Raw genomic sequence first — 19,799 nt, forward strand, 5'->3', positions numbered from 1 at the left:
TTATTCAGTTCTTGTTAGTTCTAGGTTCTTGTTGCTTTTTGCAATATCTCTAAAGAAAGTAAATGATGTATAAATCATTACTGCTACTACAATCCATGTCAACGTTTTCGGCGGAATGGATTTAATAAAGAAGTAAGCTGCAAGTACACCTAATGTTCCGAAAATAGAAATATACACAGTAGCCTTTCGATTATATTTTCCTTCCTTAATAAATTTTACACTTGCAGATGGCATAAGAAAAGCACAAGATCCCATCATAATTGGAAAAGCTGCAGCAATATTCATTCCAAGTGAACTTACAAGTGCCATACAAGGTGCATATAACCCTATTCCCATTGTCATAAAAACACCTAACAATAGATTTACCACTATGCCGATAACTAATTTCCCACCGTATAGTGCAGTAGCAGTTCCCATTGCACCAAATGGTCCTAAACCTAATGTTCTACAAGCCATAGTAAATGCCACTATGAGCAGTGCTACACCTAATACTGTTCTGACTACTTTTACTGACCATTTAGAAACAATCGTAGCACCAGCCACAGCACCGATTACTGCAGCTACAATCATACTTACCAAAGTAAGGGTATCTACTTTTATCAAATCCAAAAACAATATAAATTCTGTAATAACAGGTATCGTAAATGCTACATTACCTGTCCCACATAGCAGTTGATCTGGACAAGATTTTGTAAATTTAAATGCAGCCATACTTGTTGCCATACTCCCAATCCCTAATGTATCTAACAAATTTGTCACAAATCCAATAATTGAATGTGCCGCCACATGTTCTTTTGTAAAATCTTCTTTGTGAGCAATGCAATCCTTAACTAGATATACAATAAAAAATATAGCATATGCTATAATCGCCACCCTGAAAACCATTACAATATTCATAATTGTAATTCCCCCTATAATATTATTATGAAACTCCTTCTCCTATCGTCGAATGAGTAAGCGATCATCTCAAAATCACAGATTTTGGATGCCTGCTTATGTATATCCCCTTAGTAGCTTTGTAACGTATCCCCCTATAGTAACTATTATACATTTAAAATCTTCTTTGTCAATCTATATATCTATAATTTGACAATCAATTTTCAGACTTTTATGTATTTTCTAATTTTAATATTATATTTTTACGTATTTTATAATTTTAACCTTATATTTTTATATATATTCCATATATTTTCACACTTTTAAATCTCAACAGTATCATTATATACACTAATCATTTCTACTTATTTTCTATTTTTGATAAATCTATATCAATTTATTGTAATTTCCTGGAGAAAAGAGAAAATGGAAAGAGATTCCACAATATGATCTCTTTCCATTTTGTTAATCTAAGGGCTATTTTGTTTCTTTGAAACCAATAGGATAGAAGATTTGGTAAAATGCAGAAGCTGTTAAAATTGATAGCAATACAAAGGATGGCATGAATAGAAAAAAGCTATTTAAGTATGTGTATGCATCAAAGGCATACCCCATTTTCATGACTACATAAGGAAAATACATTAATGCTGTTATAGTAACACTAACAATGGCTATTATTCCTATGGAAATCACTCTCACCACATTGAGCACCAAGGGCGAAACAATACTATCCGTTAATGCCCCAATATGATATTTGTTCACACGTTCAAATTCTATTAGGGCTAGTCGTGCAAATAAAACTCCACTGACCAGTGCCGCAGTTATACAAGGTTTTACAATCAAATCACTATATGTGCTTTGAGCAAGCATAGTTTTAAACATAGTTTCCTTTAGATTATATCCCAATATTGGAGATATCATAGTCAATAGAATAATCGTATAAACAGTTTTTAAGTGAAAGATACGATTTAATTCCACTCTAAGATAAGAAAAGAATTTCATTGTTTCCTCACCTCTTTCTCCATAATCAGATGCATATAGGCATCCTCAAGGGTAGGTTTTGAAGCATGTTCTTCAAACACCATAGCATCATTATAAGCCAAGGCAATCAATTGCTCCGGTGTGCCGTTAAATAAAATTTGACCATACTTAATAACAATCAATCGATCACATGCAGGATGCACATCCTCAATTATTTTGGTGGATAGCAAAATAATCTTGTCCTGCGCAACTTGAGAAAGTAGATTACGAAAATTAATACGTTCCTCTAGATCAAGTCCAGCAGTGGGTTCGTCAAAAATCAATAGTCCTGGGCTTCCCATAAGGGCTTGAGCAACTCCTATACGCTGTCTTTCTCCACTAGATAAAGTGGAAATGATAGCTTCCTGTTTATCCATCAGATTTGTCTTTTGAATAACTTCCTTAATGACCTTCCTGCTATTTTCTATTCCTTTAAGTGCCGCTATATAATCAAGAAACTGCCATACAGTAAGTTCATCATAAAGCCCAAAAGATTGTGGCAAGTACCCCAAATTAGCTTTTAGCTTTTTTTCATTCTTAGGCAAAGGTACATCATCTACAAGAATTTGCCCACTAGTCGGTAATAGTTCTCCTATCAGCAGCCTTATAAAAGTTGACTTTCCCGCCCCATTAGGACCTAAAATCCAAATGAGGCTGGGGCTTTCTATTTCTATAGAAACATTCTGTAATGCTCTTTTACCCTTTGGATATGTCATATTTAAATTTTCAACGGAAATCTTCATAAATATTATTATCCTTTCTTGTAGTTAAAGGGGTAAAGTGTTTTTTATATTTGTGTATTGAAAGCTTTATAAAACAATAGAAGCAATATACCATTATAAATATTTCAGGAAAAGCATATCTCCCTTGTCCTTCTGTTACAAAATATACACCTGTAAACATATAAAACAATATTACATTATATAAAGTATATTTATTTAAAAGATGTGTTTTTCCTTTCCACATATACCTTAAAATTATCACACTGTAAATTAGTATATATGCTATAGCTAGCGCAAAAATTGTGCTTCTAATGTCATTAGTAACAGTAAATATAATATCTCTAGCAGAATCACTTACTTGACTTCCATAAGTGCTGTAAAGCACATCATCACCCCAGAAATATACGTTAAATAATCTTTTAAAACCTAATTCTATAAACTGTATTGGATGAGATTTTATCCATGCTTTGGCCGCTTTACTTAACATCTTATTTTTTTGCGTCATATTAGCTATCTTGTATTCTTCTGTTTTTACAATAGAATTTTCTACATTTTCTACTGGCATCCATCTTCCCATTTTATTTTGAGAATTATTATTTATATATAAAACAATTCCTCCATTGTTAGATACATAAGTAAACTGACCTACAAGCTTTGAGTTTCTATATATCCATGGTGATATAATGATAGCAGAAACTATTAAGACTATTAATGAATTTTTTATAGAGAGGATAACTTTTTTCTCTATTAATAATTCCACTAAAAATATAGCAAAGAAATATGCAATAAAAAAAGGTTTTATCAATGTATTCAGTCCTGTAAGTATCCCTATATATATGTACTTATATTTAATATCACTAAAATATATAAAAGTGCTAAAAATGAGTATAGTTGTAAATAGCAGTTCTGTGGCTACTAAGCTGTTATAAAATATATTATTAGGCATAAAAACAAATACTGTAAATATTATTTTTCTATCCCTTTCCTTTAAATTTACTCTTTTTATAACAGCATAAAATAATACATAGCTTGCGAAGGTCAAAATCAAATTAAGAAGCTTTGCTTTAAATAAACTTGCTCCAAAAAGTTTAAAAACTCCTCCAAGTAACATACAGTATCCCACTGATGTATAGGTATCTCCCCAAGGAAGACCGTTTGCTATTTCTACTGATAATTTATAATAGTAATCAAAATCTGAAAATGGTTTGGTATCTATAAGTAATATCCACAATATGCATAATACCATCCCTAAGATCATTATAATTTTATAATAATTGTTGTTCTTAAAAATAGATTTTTTCATGTTCAATTTAGTCCTTTCTAAAATTGCTTAACTTCGTTATAAATGTTGGTTTGATCAAATTCAATATGCTTTCTTTTAAACTACTAAGAACTTTTTTATAACCAAAATATTTCCTGCAGCACATAGAATTATTCCGATAAGTATAAAGCTCCATGACATAGTTGTGAATATAAAAGACGGATCTATAGTACTAATAAACATTGTTGACAAATAAGGAGCTACTTGTATATATATAAAACTATATAATAAATAAACCGCTATTACTGCGGACACTGCTCCTAAAAGTCCAATTATAATTCCTTCAAAAATAAATGGCCATCTGATAAACCAATCTGTAGCACCAACATATTGCATTATACTAATTTCATTACGTCTTAGATATATGGCAAGTTTTATTGTATTTTTAATTAAGAAAAATGATACTGCCATGAATATAAGGAAAAGTATACCCCATATCCATTGAATTATTTTAGTAATTACTAAAATTTTTTTTGGAACACTTTGTCTACCACTAATTTCATTTATACCTTCTAATCCATTAATTTGAGAAATTATTTTAGGTATATCATCTGGTCTATTTACTTTAATTATATATGCTACTGATAAGGGAGTGTCATTTTCAAAATCAGCTAATGAATTTTTATTTCTATTATCTAATTTCCTTTTCATATTTGCTGAAGCTTGTTTTTTATTTCCAAAAGTAATATCAGTTACACCCTTTGCCGCTTTTATTTTATTATATATATTTTGTTGATCTGTAATCTTTATATCATCCTTTAAAGTCACCCGTATTTCAAATTGAGAGTAAATACTAATAATCCCCATTTTAACATTCAATGCGAATAGCAAAAATATTCCTAAAACAAATAAGGTTGCCATTACTGTAGCAATGGAAGCAATGCTAATAGCAGCATTTCTTCTAAGACTTTTTAAAGCATCTTTTAAAATAGATTCTTTCATATTCATTTATTTCACCATCTTCCTAGCTCCAATATAAGTAATCCAAAAATATCCTCCATAGATTATAATAAAAATAAGTGTAGTTATTAAAAGCTGCCCTGTAACATTAACAGCTCCAAGATAATTTACTACTACCTTTGCTACCTTTAATCCAACAATAGAATGAATTAATGCTAAAAATAGCGGCAGCATAAAATAAATTGCTGTTTGTGTCAATATTGTTTTATTTAGCATTTCATCATCTACACCCATTTTTTTGAGAAGCTTGTATCTTTCAATGTTATCCGCTGACTGGGATAACTGCTGAAGGGATAAAATTATTGCTGATATTATTAAAAATATTAATCCCATATAAAGAGCTAAATAAGAAACTATTCCTGCCATCCCAAAAACCCTTGCTTCTACTCTCTCCTTAGGACTACATATAAGGGTTATTTCATCTTTTTTACTCTCAGATAGTGTATGTACCTCCTTTAAGAACTCCTTCTCTTTCTTAGTTTTCTCCCCCTTAAAATTAAGATTTAAAAATCCTAAACCTGGCACTAATTCCTCTGCCAGCTCATCTCTTACTATAAAGGTACAAGCATTAGTTTTAAAGCTAATACCATCTATAGTAAGCTCCATAACAGTTTTTTTTGAAGGTATTAATTCTTGTCCACCCACTTTAATTTTTGTTTTTTTATCCATTGCCTTTTGAATAGAAGGTAATAGTTCCTTTATATCTCCAAAGGCTGCATACTCTCCCTTATTTAAAGTTATACCTTCCTTTTTATAAAATTTCATAATGCTATTAAAATCAGAGAGCTTCATTATTTTTATTAAACTATCTCTTGCAACATCTATATTTGACTTGTTTTTCTCCCCTTCCTCCTTACCAATATAAGTTTTAATCCCTAATTGTTCATTTTCATTTTTAGTAAAATATTCATAATAAGTAACATAATCTTCTGCATAATAACTTAACTCTATGTTTTTATTTAAAAACTCATTTATTGGCATTTTCCCTTGATAAAGCAAGTTAGTATCATATTGTGGTGAATCATCTATATTTTTATTTAAAGTTTTACTAATGCTAAACCCACCGCCTAACATACATATTGACATAAATATCATTAAAGACACAAAGGCCATGGACACAAATGTAGTGTTTATCCTGCTGTTTATTTGCCTTAATAAAAACATATTTAATTCTTTTAAGTATACTCTTTTACTATTTTGAGCTAACCTTAATAAAAATCCAGATAAAGAGAAGAAAAATAGAAAGGTTCCAATTACAGCCAGTGCTATAGGTATAATGATAGTTATATCTGTAAATATTATTCTTAAATTATTACTTAAAATTATAAAATAAGCTGCTGCTATTAAAATAATACTAGTAATAAATATTATCATTGAAGTTTTTAAACTCTTTACTTTTACCTTTTCATTTTTTCTTCCATCTGTTAACAAGTCAATAAGCTCCAGCTTTGTTATGGATATAGTATTAAATAAAAATACAATCAGGTACATTACTGTAAAATAAACTATAGTTTTTATAAATGCTCCACTGGAAAATATAAATTTAAAGCTTTCCAGCTTCACATGAAATAATTTTGCCGTAAAAATTGACATTCCTTGAGATAAAAAAACTCCTAAAAATAACCCTATTCCTAGAGAAAATACTCCAATTAAAACAGTTTCAATTAGTAATATATTTGATATTTCTCTATTCTCCATGCCTAAGGTTAGATATATCCCAAATTCTTTTTTTCTGCGTTTTATAAGATAGCTGTTGGCATATATTATTAAAAATCCAAGTATGCATGATATAAATATAGATACTATCCCCATTACCTCATCTATTCTCTGAAAATTTTGAGCCTCATATTCATTAAGCTTCATCATAATCTTTTGAGAACCAATAGAATTAAAGATATAAAATATACATACTCCAAATACTAAGGTTAAAAAGTATATAGTATAGTCCCTTAAACTTCTTTCCATATTTCTTTTGGCAAGCTTAATATACATCTCTTATGTCACCCCCAAGAAGAGATACTACTTCTATAATTCTATTGAAGAATTCACCTCTGGAATCCTCTCCTCTTATGATTTCATTAAAGATCTTGCCATCCTTAATAAATAGTATTCTTTTCGCATAACTAGCTGTGAAGGGGTCATGTGTTACCATTATTATTGTAGAGTTCCTGCTTCTATTTAGACTTTCTAAACTTTCAAGAAGGATTTTAGCAGACTTAGAATCCAAAGCTCCTGTTGGCTCATCTGCTAGTATTAAAGAAGGATTTGTTATAATTGCTCTAACTGCTGCCACTCTTTGCTTTTCTCCTCCAGATAGTTCATAGGGATACTTGTTTAAAATAGCTGTTATATTAAGTGTTTCAGCAACTTCCCTTACTCTTCTATCAATATTTTCACTATCAATTTTCATTATGCTAAGTGCTAAAGCTATGTTTTCATAGGCTGTTAAGGTATCTAAGATATTGAAATCCTGAAATATAAAACCTAGTTCTTCCCTTCTAAATTTAGCTATTTCCTTTTTATTTAATTCAGTGATATCCTTGTCACCTATATTAATATGACCACTAGTTACTTTATCTATTGTTGAAATGCAATTTAGCAATGTTGTTTTTCCACTGCCAGAAGCCCCCATAATTCCTACGAACTCTCCCTCATCAACCTGAAAACTTATGTTATTAATTGCTTTCGTTACAACACCACTGCTGCCATAATATTTTTCTATATTTTGAACCTTTAATACTGTCTTACTCACAATTGCCTCCTCGGAACCATATTTTCTAGAAACTTAGATGTCTTATATGTATATATTAGTATTTTTTATGAATTTAAACCATAGGGTAATATAACATAAAACTAACATTTTTGTCACTTAAGCAGCGAAACCAAATCTTAAGTAGATAGTGATATTACCACTTATTTTGTATACTCTTTTTTAAAACTAAAAAGGCGCTGTTCATAGCGATTTAAAAAATTGCTAATGCAACAGCCCCATTAAAATTAATTTTTATTTTTCATTGCCGATCTAAACATTATGATGGATGTAAATATAATTACGAACACTACCACCCATTTTAACGTGGTAAGCGGTAGTTCCTTAACAATATACGCAGCGATTAGAACTCCTATAATACCAAAAATATTTGTAGCCAAAGATACTTTTCTGTGATAAGCACCTTCCTTAACAAACTTTATGGCCGCTACAGGCTCGAGGAATGCACAGGAACCCATCATTATAGGAAAGGCTACCTTAGGGGACATTCCCAAGGCAAAAACCAAAGCCATACATGGTGCATAATTTCCTATTCCTATGCACATTAGAGCTCCCAGGATAAAGTTACCTATCAGACCTATTACAAGCTTACCTCCTGTAAGTGCTGTTGATGTTCCTCCTATAGGCATTATATTTAGTAATCCTGACAGCATTACAAATGCAACAACCAGAAGGGCTATTCCCATTCCAATCTGGACCTTTTTTTTCGGTAGCTTGGCCACTATTCCCGCCCCAAAGTAAGAGCCTGCAGTAGCTGCTATGATCATTGTAATCAATGTAGTTATATCAACTTTAATAACAGTCATGAATATAAGCGCTTCTGTTACCACAGGAATGCAGTTGGCAACATTCAAGGTGCCTGGAATTATTCTATCATCCACAAGCTTTAAAAATTTATAAACTGCAGTGGTAGGAGCAAAGCTTCCTATTCCCAAAGTATCAAAGAAATTTGCTATCAAACCTACTATTCCATAAACTAACCAGTTACCGCCTTTCTCAAGTCTTCCTTCTTTTTTTGTTTTCATGTAATCCTGAAAAAAAATAAATGCAAAGACTAGGGTAAAAGCCATAAGGATTCCTGAAACAATTTTAATGATCATGCTAAAATCTCCTTTAATTTGAATATAATAATACTTTATATTGTTACAATTATACAATATTTTAGGCAGATATTAAATAATTATTGTCAGGTTAATTCAGAAAAATGAAATAATATATAAATTCTTATTCATTTTTTACTTTTATTTCCATCAATATGCACCTTAGTAGCTTTTCCTGTGACAACTTTCAGCGATATGGTTGCAAAAATTGAAATTAGTTAACACCTGAATTTTCAAGTTTTTAAAAGAGATAAGAATATATTGTTATTAAATATTAGGAATAGGTTTAGAACTTCCTAAACTAAATGCATATTGTTTTTAGGGAATAGTATAGAAACGGTAGTCCCTATCCCCTCTTTAGAAGTTATGCTAATACCTAGTCCCAAACTATCACAAAGCTTTTTACTTAAGTAAAGCCCAAAGCCTGTAGATTCTCTAAACTTTCTACCATTCTCGCCAGTGAACCCTTTACTAAATACATTTACTAGTGATTTCTCACTTATGCCAATGCCTGTATCACTTATATTTAAAATTACCTCTCCATTATTATTTTTACATTCAAATAGAATCTCACCCTCGGGTTTTTCTATGTACTTAATAGAATTGCTTATTATTTGGTGTAAAATAAACTCAATCCACTTTTTGTCACAAAAAATAAATTCATCACATTCTATAATTTTAATTTTTATATGTCTATCAATAAGAGTGTTAGAATTTCTAATGACTACATTATTAATACAATCCTTAATATTTAACTTCTTAATTATGTAATCCCTGTCCACCTGGCTGCTTTTGCTATAAAAAAGGGACTGATCTATATAGTTTTCTACTTTCTCTATTTCATTTAAAATATTAGAAGTTACACTAGATTTATTGTTATCAATGATTAATTTAATGGCTGATATAGGTGTCTTTATTTCATGTATCCACATTTCTATGTATTCTTTGTATTCTTGCTTATCATTGATAAACTTTCCTATTTCATCATTCATTGACTTATTAGCTTGAGTTAAAATATCATACAAAATCTTGCTTTCTAAAAAGTCCCCTTCACAAATAAGCTCTGAAATCAGATATTTTTTATCTAATGAATCTAAATTATCATACACCTTTTTATAATACTTACTCTTAGCAAGATAATCATAAAAGTAAAAACCTATAAATGCTGCAAAGTTTAAAATAACTATAAAAATAATAGCATGCAAATCAACACTTAGAGCCTTTAAAATCATGGATGTAAATATTAATACAAAAACCTCAATTACAATGAAAATAGACTTTTCCTTAAGATACTCTCCTATTCTCATACTAAAATATACCCTTGTCCTCGCTTAGTTTGAATGTAGCCCAATGCCCCAAGATCCTCCAGCTTTTTTCTAAGTCTATTCACATTAACAGTAAGTGTGTTGTCATCAACAAACTCTGCTTCTTGCCATAAACATTTCATAATTTCATCCCTAGAAACAATTTTTCCATTATTACTTATGAGAATATGTAGAATTTTACTTTCATTTTTGGTAAGCTCTATTTTATTGTTATTGAACGCAACCTCGCTTGCAGCAATATTATAAATAATCCCTTCATATCTTAGCGAATTAACTTGTTCATTTCCATAAGTCCTCTTTAATACAGCAGAAATTCTAGCTAATAAAATTTGTAGGTTATAAGGTTTAGTTATAAAGTCATCCGCACCTAAATTTATGCTCATAAGTTCATCTAATTCATCATCTCTGCTAGTAACTACTATAATTGGCACCTGTGAAACCTTCCTAATTTCTCTACATACATAATGACCATCAAAGTATGGTAGATTAATATCTAATAAAATAATAGATGGATTTTCCTTTATAGCTTCTTCTACTATATTTTTAAAATTTGTTGAAAAACAACTATTGTAGCCATATCTATTAAGAAAAGTACAAAGTTCATCTCTTATTCTAGAATCATCTTCTATAATAAATACCTTTTCCATAATACACCTCATCCACAGATTAATATTATCTAATCCGCTTTCCTCTACTAATTACCACTTTATTTAAAACCTTACAATATTCTCTTATAGTATATCACTCATTGCAAGTTTTTTTAAATATTAAACTACACTTTTATCTATACCATTAATAATTACCCTCAAAACTTACTTATTTAAGTTTTTAATAAAAATGTACAAATAATATATTACCGCACAAAAATACTCTCCCTACTAGCAGATTTTTATTCTTAATCTGTCTACTTCAAGGAGAGTATATCAGCTTAAATAATACGGTATTCTTATATTTAATTAAAGTTTATGGTTCTTCAATATTGGGACCATAAACACAACTAAAACTAACATCATTAACAAAGCAGCTGTCATTACCGTCCAATGTACAGGAGCCCTATTAAGAATGATTCCATAGACTAACGCACCTAAGGGCATGCCTCCCTTAGTAATCATTCCAACAATCGAAAACATTCGAGACATGTATTCGTTGGGTGTTGCTCTTTGTATAAAGGTCTGCACAGGAACATTGATGAACATAATGGCGATACTTAACAGTCCAAGAACTCCTGCCAGCAAGTCAAAGTACAAAACGCTGCCTCTCCCTAGTATAAACAAACTATGTGGAAACAATAGAAACGAAAAAGTCAGCATTGCAAGCATTAGTAGACTGCAGCCGCTTACAAGTGATTTGGTCATCTCCTTCTCTTTACTAAATAGCAGGCTTGCCAGAATGCTCCCTAGTAGTGCTCCTAATATAATTATCATCTGAAGGTAACCGTATTGTGTATCGGAATATTTCAATTGGGTTCTAAAAAACAAAGGCAATGTAACTGAAAATATTGGCTGGATAACGGCATATATTACCAAGAAAAAAATACACAGTTTAAGTATTACTTTATTAGTTAGAACGAATTTAATACCATCTGAGAAATCTGCTGTTAATCCTAGTACACCAGTGGCTGGTTCTCGTTTTATATGCTTGTATCTGATCAGTAACGAGCTGCCCGCCGACATCAAAAATGAGACTCCATTGATAAAAAACACCGCTGTAATTCCCACTTTTGCATATAATGTGGCACCAATTACCGGACCTAACAGGCTGCCTAAGATTCTAAGGGTTGCAAGATTAGAATTGGCCTTGGTCAGTTCATCCTGAGCCACCAATTGAGGCAGCATTCCTTTAGTAGCTGGGTCAAACAAACCATACAACAAAGACACTACTACCTGCATCGACAGCAGCAAAGTCAGGCTCATTCTGCCCGAATGTGCACCAAAAGCCAAAGCCATTACTGCCGCGGCACTAGCTAAGTCTGTTGCCACCGTGATCATCTTTCGATTAAGCCTGTCCGCAAGTACTCCAGCAAAGGGATAGATTATAAGAGCGGGCACTAAACACAGAAAGGAGAACAACCCAACAGTAGCTGACGAGCCTCCTGAATCGATAATATATAAAGGCATAATCACCATTTGAATTCCCGTTCCCGTATCGGATATCATTCTTCCAAACATAAGTAATATAAAATTCATATTCAAAGCTTTCTTACCTCTTTTCATAAACCCGTCACCTCCAAACCTTTCCACATTATAGAGCGACTCGGTTGAGTCGCTCTTTTAGCATTGTATATTTTGAACTTGTTCATCACAGGATTTCTACGTATCCTTCTTTTCCATTAATCCTTATTCTCTGTCCGTCTTTGATCAATTTTGTAGCATTCTCAACACTTACCACTGCAGGCAGGCCGTATTCTCTTGCAACAACGGCCCCATGAGTCATCATCCCACCTACTTCAGTAACTAAACCTTTAATTGATACAAAGAGTGGAGTCCAACTAGGATCAGTAAATGTTGTGACTAAAATATCTCCTTCTTCTATATCGGCATCCTCCATTTTTAAAACAACCCTTGCACGACCTTCAACAACACCTGTTGAAACCGGTACTCCTGCTAAGGCACCTTGAGGTATCTTGTCTGTATTATACTCACCGGTTATAATCTCTCCCTCAGATGTTATTACACGAGGAGGTGTAAGCTTTTCAAAGATTTCGTATTCCTCTTTTCTCTTAGTTATGATATTGTAATCTAATCGATTTGTTTTAATAACATCCCTAAGTTCATCAAAAGTTAGATAATATATATCCTCTCTATGACCTATTATGCTCTTATGAACTAAAACATCAGCTTCTTTCATAAATGCCTGTTTGATTATCCAGTCATACCATATCAGAACGTACTTGTTAAATTCACGGTAACCGGCATAATTACGTAAAACACTGATTGCCTTCTTTGCCTTCTTGGCTTTTCTTTTTCCACCAGGTAATTTCTCAAGACGATTGAGGATTTCCTGCTCCTTCTGCCTTGCTTCCCGCAGTCCCTGCTCAAATTTGATACTGTGCGCGCCTGGCCCAAAAGCTTTGATATTGCTGAGGATGGCGGGAATAAGTATAGTCGGTCTTTCATTCCATCGCGTCCTAGTTATATCAATTTCTGCCGAACAACGCATACCATATTTCTTGAGAAATGCTTTAATTGAATCACTAACAGCTAAGCCACCTTCAAGCTTGGTCAAATCCTCAAAAAAAGTTTCTTCCTTCGGTTGCTTAAAATATTCAAGCACTGCCGGATACTGCCTTACTACATCAGCAACATCCAAAAGCTCAAGTCCCATTTCAGATGTGACATTATTAGATACGGATTGAGCAAGAGTATCAGCTACATTCTTTTCACCTAGCCATTTTTCAATATTTTTATTTATCCAGTAAGAGGCATAGGCTCCAGCAAAAACCACTCCATAGCTATTGAAAATAGTATTCTTTATTTGCTTCATACTACTAAGAATGGAATTAAACAGTTCATCTCCTGAAACTTTAGTAATACTTTTCTCCAGTTCCAGCATCAGAGTCTTATTATTGCTCATCAGACTTTCCACTATAGCTGGATCGTTTGCCCTATAGTCTTTTATGGTAAGGTTTAACCATTTCAACCACATTGACTTTGAAGACATGGCTGTCTTTCCTCTATACAGCGTTTTGATAAAATCCTTTCGTTTCGTCAGATTAATAAGAGCATTTTTCATTAGAACATCCACCGTATCGAGACCTTTGATAAAAGTCATCCTGCTAAGGGGTGAAGAAAGTTCACGAGATGCATCTATATACAACCTTCCACCCATCTCACTCATCGCAGTGTTGACCATCTGTTTAAATAGACTCTGGAAGAAGGACATTCCTAATGGTCTCATGGCTTCAGTCATCATCTGCCTATGTCCAAAGGAGATATACACATGATTCTTTCCATCCTTAGTTTCTGGTGGTATAGGATACAATGTAGTGATAGGTCGGCTCTGAACAATATAGAAATTATCTTCATAAAGGCACCATTCTATGTCTTGTGGACAACCAAAATATGCCTCAATCTTTCTGCCCATACCCCCTAGCTGTAAAATTTGCTCATCCCAAAGGGTCTGTGTATTCTGTTTTGCAGCCTGAATCTCTTGTTCCTTTGTACCGCCCTTTTCTAGTGCATAGATGGCTAGTTTCTTGGTGGATATCTTTTTATCCAATATCCTGCCTTCCCTCACTTTATAGATATCCGGATTCACTAGACCGGATACAAGAGCTTCACCAAGCCCAAAACTTGCATCTATGGACGTAACCTTTCTGTTGGAGGTGATAGGATCTGCAGTAAACATTATCCCTGAAGCCTGTGGAAAAACCATCTTCTGTATTACCACAGAGAGATAGACCTTGCGGTGGTCAAAGTCATTTTGTATACGGTAAATTACTGCTCTATCTGTGTACAGCGATGCCCAGCACTTTCTGATATGTTTCAGTATGGCATCTTTCCCTATAATGTTCAGATAGGTATCCTGCTGCCCTGCAAAGGAAGCCAGTGGCAAATCCTCCGCTGTGGCACTTGAACGTACAGCATAGGCATTTTTTTCACCAAGCTTTGAAACATATTGTGAAACCTCTTCTACAATATCCTTTGAAATAGATATTCCTTCGATAACCCCACGAGTTTTTTTACTGAGTTCACCGATTTTTTCTCTGTCATCTACCTTTAAAAGGGATAATTGATGAAGCAACGCATTAAACTCCGGATTGTTTTCAACAATTCTTTTATATGCTTCAGTAGTTATGCAAAAGCCATCTGGAACACGTATCCCCTCAATTTTGGACAGTTCACCAAGATTAGCGCCTTTGCCACCTACGACTGGAAGCTTTGATTTATCAATCTCTTTAAAGCCTAGCACATATGAACTCATACATATTCCTCCTTATAAAGATTATTTCTTAGTAAGTCTAAGCACTCCCTAAATTCTTTGAGAAAGGCTTCATAATCAACTTCTGTTTTATCCGATACTTGATTTATATACCCATCAGTAAGCCAAACAAGCATTTTCATAACGAGCTTTGGGTCAATGCCTTCCTTAAATCTTGAATAGTCCATACCATCAAAGGCAATTTTATTTCTAAAACCTTCACCCTTGGCTAAAATGGATTCTTTGTCTTTTTTTACTTCTTCATCCGTTTCAAAATATGCACTTGTTAAAAAGGATGGGATTGCAGGGTGTTTTTTCATAACTGCAAGCTCAATATTAGATGAAAGCTTAATTCTTTCAAAGAAATCAGTGACTGTATAATCAAACTTTTCTTCAACTTCCTTCATAATAATATTGCCGCATAACTCAATTAAATAAAAATATAAGGATTTTTTTGTACCAAAGTAATGAAACACCATAGCTTTTGAAATTCCCGCCGCTGAAGCTATGTCGCTTACTGAGGTTTTCTTATAACCATTGGTGCCAAAGCATTTAAGGGCAGCATCTATAATTGTCTTTTGTTTATCTGCAGGTAAATTAAAAAATTTCTCCATAAGTTTCACCTCTCAAAGTTTATAAACCGAATCGGTTTATTATGATATAATTATATTCCTATAAACCGATTCGGTCAATAGGGTTTTTAACAATATTTTATTCATTAAGTTTAAACTTTAATTTTAATATGTTACTTAGATAAGGTGCTATAAAATTTATACCACTGCTAATATCCTGCCCCTTCGTTAATAAAAAACTGCTGACAAAATATGTTTGTCAGCAGTCTGGGGAAGTCAAAAATGACTTCCCAGGTCTTTTATTTGTTCTGTACCCTGTAGCCAGTTTTAAAATCAACTATATTTTTTAATGGCTCCTGTTTCTTAAAATGCTCAAGGTTTTCAATACTTATGTTAACAATTCTTCTCAAGGTTTCTGGAAGGTGAAAAAATCCTGATATATGAGGAGTAATAACAACTCCCGGTGCATCCCATAATCTATGTTCAGCAGGTAATGGTTCTGGATCTGTTACATCAAGGCCTGCTCCACTAATAATTCCATTTTCAAGGGCATCACACAAATCCTCAGTACATATACAATTTCCTCTTCCTACATTAATAATAATTGCATCTTTCTTCATCAAGTTAAATTTATCCCTATTAAACAAATGGTAAGTATCCTTTGTTCCTGGAAGAGATAAAGCCACTATATCCGCCTTAGGTAAAAGGGTATCCAAGGCTTCCATTGTATATAATTCATCAATATATTCTGGTTTTTGTCCTTTCGTCCTTTTTATACCTATTGTATAACTTCCAAGTGCCTTCATTTTTCTGGCAAAATCCCCTCCAATGTCACCAAGTCCCACAACTAGTGTAGTACTTCCTTCTATTGAAGTAACATTTCCTTCATCCTTCCATATATGTTCCATCTGATTTCTATAATATAGATTCAGCTTTTTCTTTATTTCAAGTACTAGACCTAACATGTGTTCAGATATTGCAAGACCATAAGCACCGGTGGCATTTGTAAGATATGCTCCTTCAGGAATTACACTAACTTCACAGTATCCATCTGTACCTGCACTATTTAATTGCAGCCATTTAAGCTTTTTACTTCCCTTTATGTATTGTGGTGGAACATTGCCAATGATTATATCAGCACTTTTTACAAGTTCATCAGTAATTTCCTTAGTAGATATAAAAATATACTCTGCTTCTGGCATCTTTGACTGAAGTTTTTCTTTTTCTTTATCATTTAATGGAATCACAACTAAAATTCTCATCTATTTTCACTTCCTTTTAGTATCTATTATACTATAATAATTAGCAGTTTAATAAACTTCTCTTTTCTCTATTTTTTAATAACAGCAATCCAGATCTCTTGATGATTTTCCTGCATATAGCACTCAATAACTGGAAGATCAGCTAACTCATATCCTGAATTAGGAAGCCATTCTCTGTAAAATTGTTTATAAACTCTCTGTGTTGCCTCAGGTAATTCTCCATTAGCTTCAAAAATTGCCCATGTTGCAGCAGGATAAGAAAATTCCTTCATTCCTTCAAGTACTGGAACATGTTTGCAACTTGGTACATCAACGTGATTTGTTACTCCAATAATATATTCCATTTCCTCTGATTCTCCCCATTGCCCACCTTGGGCGATTCCTAAAAATCCTGAAGGTCTATAGTCAGGAAAATTTTCAAAGAACATTTTCATAGTTCCATCCTTCCATGAGTTTTCCCAAATCTGCGGAATTACTTCAAAGGCTGTTGATGTTTTTACTTTGTGTGATACTCCCATTACTCTAAATGCAGGCCATTGTTCAATTTGATAATTCATATGATTTTCTCCTTTTATTGTAATTTGAAAGGAGAGCTTAGGACAGGATTTCAATTGAACTGTTCCGTTCCTAACACTTGAAGGCAGTACTCCATGAAAATTTTTAAATGCCCTAGTAAATGAATCTTGAGATTCATATCCATATTTTAAAGAAATATCAATTATTCTTTCTGTACTATTTAATAAATCAAAGGCCGCCATGGTTAAACGTCTGCTTCTTATATATTCAGATAATGGCTTGTCTGCTATATATGAAAACATCCTTTGAAAATTATAAACAGAACATCCAGCAATTTTTGAAATAGCTTCATAAGATATTTCATCGGCAAGATTTCTCTCTATATAGTTTATTGATTCATTCAATCTTTCAACCCAATCCAATCTTCTCACTCCCAATTCAATAATATCTTTTTTACAATAACCCTACTCGATATTTGGTGCCGCATTTTGTAGCTTCATTCTTATTAATTTATTTTAACTTACTATTCTGCATTATATATATTTTATATCAATTAAATAAAACTTACCACATTAAACCTTACATGGTAAGTTAATCAATTATATCACTAATAATCTCTGTATTCTAAAAAACCGTATTAGAAACTTATGAATCCACTCTATCCTTATTTCCAATTACTAGAGTCTTCTAATGTAATTTCTATTAATTTACTCATTGGTAGTGATATACTTTTATTTTTATGGTACACAAGTTGAGTTCTAAACTTACCAAATGGTTCTTTTACTTCAATCATCTTAAGACTTCCATCCTCTAACTCATTTCTAACTGCATAAAAAGGCAAAAAGGAAATTCCTAATCCACTCATTACACACTTTTTAATAGCTTCTATACTTGAAAATTCTAAAGGACTTACATATTTTATTTTTTTCTGTTTTAAGTAATTTTCATAGGCTATTCTAAAACTACACCCTTTTTCACTAAATATGATACTTTCTTTTGCCTCTTTACCCTCAAAATTCTTTGATAAAAATTCTAAATCTGCATCTGATGCACCAATGATACCCATACATTCATCATTCAAATTTTTAACAACTAAATCTGTATCCATAATTTCAGGTTCAATAGTAAAGATAATATCTAACTCTCCACTATGTAGTTTGCTTCTTAAATCGCTACAAATTGAATTCTTTAAAATTATGTTTACTTTTGGGAAGTTTTTTCTGTATTCCTTTAAGATTTTTCCTAAACGGTATATGGATAGAGATTCCCCTGCTCCAATAATTAAATCACCAGATACACCATTCTGTTCTGATGTTATGTTCTTAATTTCTTTATATACATGTAGCATTTGTTTAGCGTATGGAACTAACTCCTTACCTACATTAGTCAAAACAATTTTTTTACCTAAACGGTCAAATAAGGCTTTCCCTAATTCATTTTCTAAAATTTGAATATGAGATGTTATAGTGGACTGAGCATAACCTAAATGATCTGCTGCTTTTGTAAATCCCTCAAGTTCAACTATAGTTATAAATGTTTGCAAATGCCTAATTTCCATCAATCTCATTCCTTTATACTCTAAATATATAATATTACAATATCATATATTTCGATTATTTACTTCATTTATTTCAATTTTACTGATGGTATATATAAAGTTATAATTAAGAAAACCAAATATCAAATATATATTAAAAGGAGATGTTTAAGTATGAAGAAAGTATTATTACTTCTTGCCAATGGTTTTGAAGCCGTAGAAGCAAGTGTTTTTACTGATGTTATAGGTTGGAATAAATCAGACGGTGATGGTACTACAGATTTAATAACCGTTGGAACGAGAGAAAAATTGAAATGTACCTTTAACTTCACAGTGATCCCGGAAATGCACATCAATGAAGTTAACATTGATGAATTTGATGCACTTGCAATACCAGGAGGATTTGAAGAGGCAGGATTTTATGAAGATGCTTATAGCGAAGACTTTTTAAACATAATCAGAGAATTTGACAGAAGAGGAAAAATAATAGCTTCTATTTGTGTTGGTGCACTGCCTATCGGAAAAAGTGGAGTACTAGCTTACAGAAATGCCACAACATATAATTTTGGAAAAAGACAAAAACAATTATCTGAATTTGGCATAAATGTTCTTGGTAATGAACCAATTGTTGTAGATAAAAATATAATCACTTCCTATAATCCTTCAACTGCTTTCGATGTGGCTTTCAAGCTTTTGGAGATGCTTACATCTAAAGAAAACTGTGATAATGTTAAGAAGCTAATGGGGTTTTAGTAAAATAGCAAAGTGTAAAGCTATTATTTAGAGCAAAAACCTAAAAGGTGTGTTTTATCAAGTTCAGGATGGCAAGCCACCTTCACAAGGGTGGCTTTACCTTTTCCATAAAGTGAAACTTACTTCAGGTGGGGTTTTAGACCCC

At 32.4% G+C, this 19,799-nt stretch carries 17 protein-coding genes; 1 reads left to right on the plus strand and 16 read right to left on the minus strand.

What is annotated here, in order from left to right:
* From ACZ5N4_RS14850 to ACZ5N4_RS14925, 16 genes are all read right to left on the minus strand, one after another.
* The gene (locus tag ACZ5N4_RS14850; protein WP_464203289.1) at positions 1–897 is read right to left on the minus strand and encodes a TSUP family transporter; all 897 of its coding nucleotides are present in this window, start codon (positions 895–897) and stop codon (positions 1–3) included.
* Positions 898–1,353: 456 nt separating this feature from the next.
* Positions 1,354–1,878, minus strand: coding sequence for a hypothetical protein (locus tag ACZ5N4_RS14855; RefSeq protein WP_464203290.1), 525 nt, complete (start codon positions 1,876–1,878; stop codon positions 1,354–1,356).
* The gene (locus ACZ5N4_RS14860; protein WP_464203291.1) at positions 1,875–2,639 is read right to left on the minus strand and encodes an ATP-binding cassette domain-containing protein; all 765 of its coding nucleotides are present in this window, start codon (positions 2,637–2,639) and stop codon (positions 1,875–1,877) included. The genes ACZ5N4_RS14855 and ACZ5N4_RS14860 overlap by 4 nt, the downstream gene beginning before the upstream one ends.
* Positions 2,623–3,921, minus strand: a complete 1,299-nt coding sequence (locus ACZ5N4_RS14865) for an ArnT family glycosyltransferase (protein WP_464203292.1) — start codon at positions 3,919–3,921, stop codon at positions 2,623–2,625. Before ACZ5N4_RS14865 ends, ACZ5N4_RS14860 begins: the two co-directional genes overlap by 17 nt.
* A gap of 75 nt (positions 3,922–3,996) precedes the next feature.
* A complete protein-coding gene (ftsX, locus tag ACZ5N4_RS14870) occupies positions 3,997–4,881 on the minus strand; it encodes a permease-like cell division protein FtsX (protein WP_464203293.1) in 885 nt (294 codons plus the stop codon).
* 6 nt (positions 4,882–4,887) lie between these two features.
* Positions 4,888–6,891 carry an ABC transporter permease gene (locus ACZ5N4_RS14875; RefSeq protein WP_464203294.1) on the minus strand — a complete coding sequence of 668 codons (2,004 nt, stop codon included), beginning with the start codon at positions 6,889–6,891 and terminating at the stop codon, positions 4,888–4,890.
* A complete protein-coding gene (locus tag ACZ5N4_RS14880) occupies positions 6,881–7,651 on the minus strand; it encodes an ABC transporter ATP-binding protein (RefSeq protein ID WP_464203295.1) in 771 nt (256 codons plus the stop codon). Before ACZ5N4_RS14880 ends, ACZ5N4_RS14875 begins: the two co-directional genes overlap by 11 nt.
* 245 nt (positions 7,652–7,896) lie before the next feature.
* Complete coding sequence (locus ACZ5N4_RS14885) at positions 7,897–8,769, minus strand: TSUP family transporter (RefSeq protein WP_464203296.1); 873 nt, start codon at positions 8,767–8,769, stop codon at positions 7,897–7,899.
* Between the two features lie 296 nt (positions 8,770–9,065).
* Positions 9,066–10,076: a sensor histidine kinase gene (locus tag ACZ5N4_RS14890; protein ID WP_464203297.1), complete on the minus strand. Its 1,011-nt coding sequence runs from the start codon at positions 10,074–10,076 to the stop codon at positions 9,066–9,068.
* Positions 10,073–10,741: a response regulator transcription factor gene (locus ACZ5N4_RS14895; protein ID WP_464203298.1), complete on the minus strand. Its 669-nt coding sequence runs from the start codon at positions 10,739–10,741 to the stop codon at positions 10,073–10,075. Before ACZ5N4_RS14895 ends, ACZ5N4_RS14890 begins: the two co-directional genes overlap by 4 nt.
* A 309-nt stretch (positions 10,742–11,050) precedes the next feature.
* Positions 11,051–12,307 (minus strand): MFS transporter, encoded by a 1,257-nt coding sequence (locus ACZ5N4_RS14900; protein WP_464203299.1) that lies wholly within the window; start codon positions 12,305–12,307, stop codon positions 11,051–11,053.
* Between the two features lie 85 nt (positions 12,308–12,392).
* A complete protein-coding gene (gene ppsA / locus ACZ5N4_RS14905; protein WP_464203300.1) occupies positions 12,393–15,017 on the minus strand; it encodes a phosphoenolpyruvate synthase in 2,625 nt (874 codons plus the stop codon).
* A complete protein-coding gene (locus ACZ5N4_RS14910) occupies positions 15,014–15,628 on the minus strand; it encodes a TetR/AcrR family transcriptional regulator (RefSeq protein WP_464203301.1) in 615 nt (204 codons plus the stop codon). Before ACZ5N4_RS14910 ends, ppsA begins: the two co-directional genes overlap by 4 nt.
* Before the next feature lie 257 nt (positions 15,629–15,885).
* Positions 15,886–16,848, minus strand: a complete 963-nt coding sequence (locus ACZ5N4_RS14915; RefSeq protein WP_464203302.1) for a D-2-hydroxyacid dehydrogenase — start codon at positions 16,846–16,848, stop codon at positions 15,886–15,888.
* 68 nt (positions 16,849–16,916) lie between these two features.
* Complete coding sequence (locus ACZ5N4_RS14920; protein ID WP_464203303.1) at positions 16,917–17,786, minus strand: AraC family transcriptional regulator; 870 nt, start codon at positions 17,784–17,786, stop codon at positions 16,917–16,919.
* 242 nt (positions 17,787–18,028) lie between these two features.
* Positions 18,029–18,922, minus strand: a complete 894-nt coding sequence (locus tag ACZ5N4_RS14925) for a LysR family transcriptional regulator (RefSeq protein WP_464210956.1) — start codon at positions 18,920–18,922, stop codon at positions 18,029–18,031.
* A gap of 153 nt (positions 18,923–19,075) precedes the next feature.
* Here ACZ5N4_RS14925 and ACZ5N4_RS14930 point away from each other — a divergent pair, with 153 nt between their 5' ends.
* Positions 19,076–19,654, plus strand: coding sequence for a DJ-1/PfpI family protein (locus ACZ5N4_RS14930; RefSeq protein WP_464203304.1), 579 nt, complete (start codon positions 19,076–19,078; stop codon positions 19,652–19,654).
* Positions 19,655–19,799 lie beyond the last annotated feature (145 nt).

The organism is Clostridium nitrophenolicum (assembly GCF_055391695.1).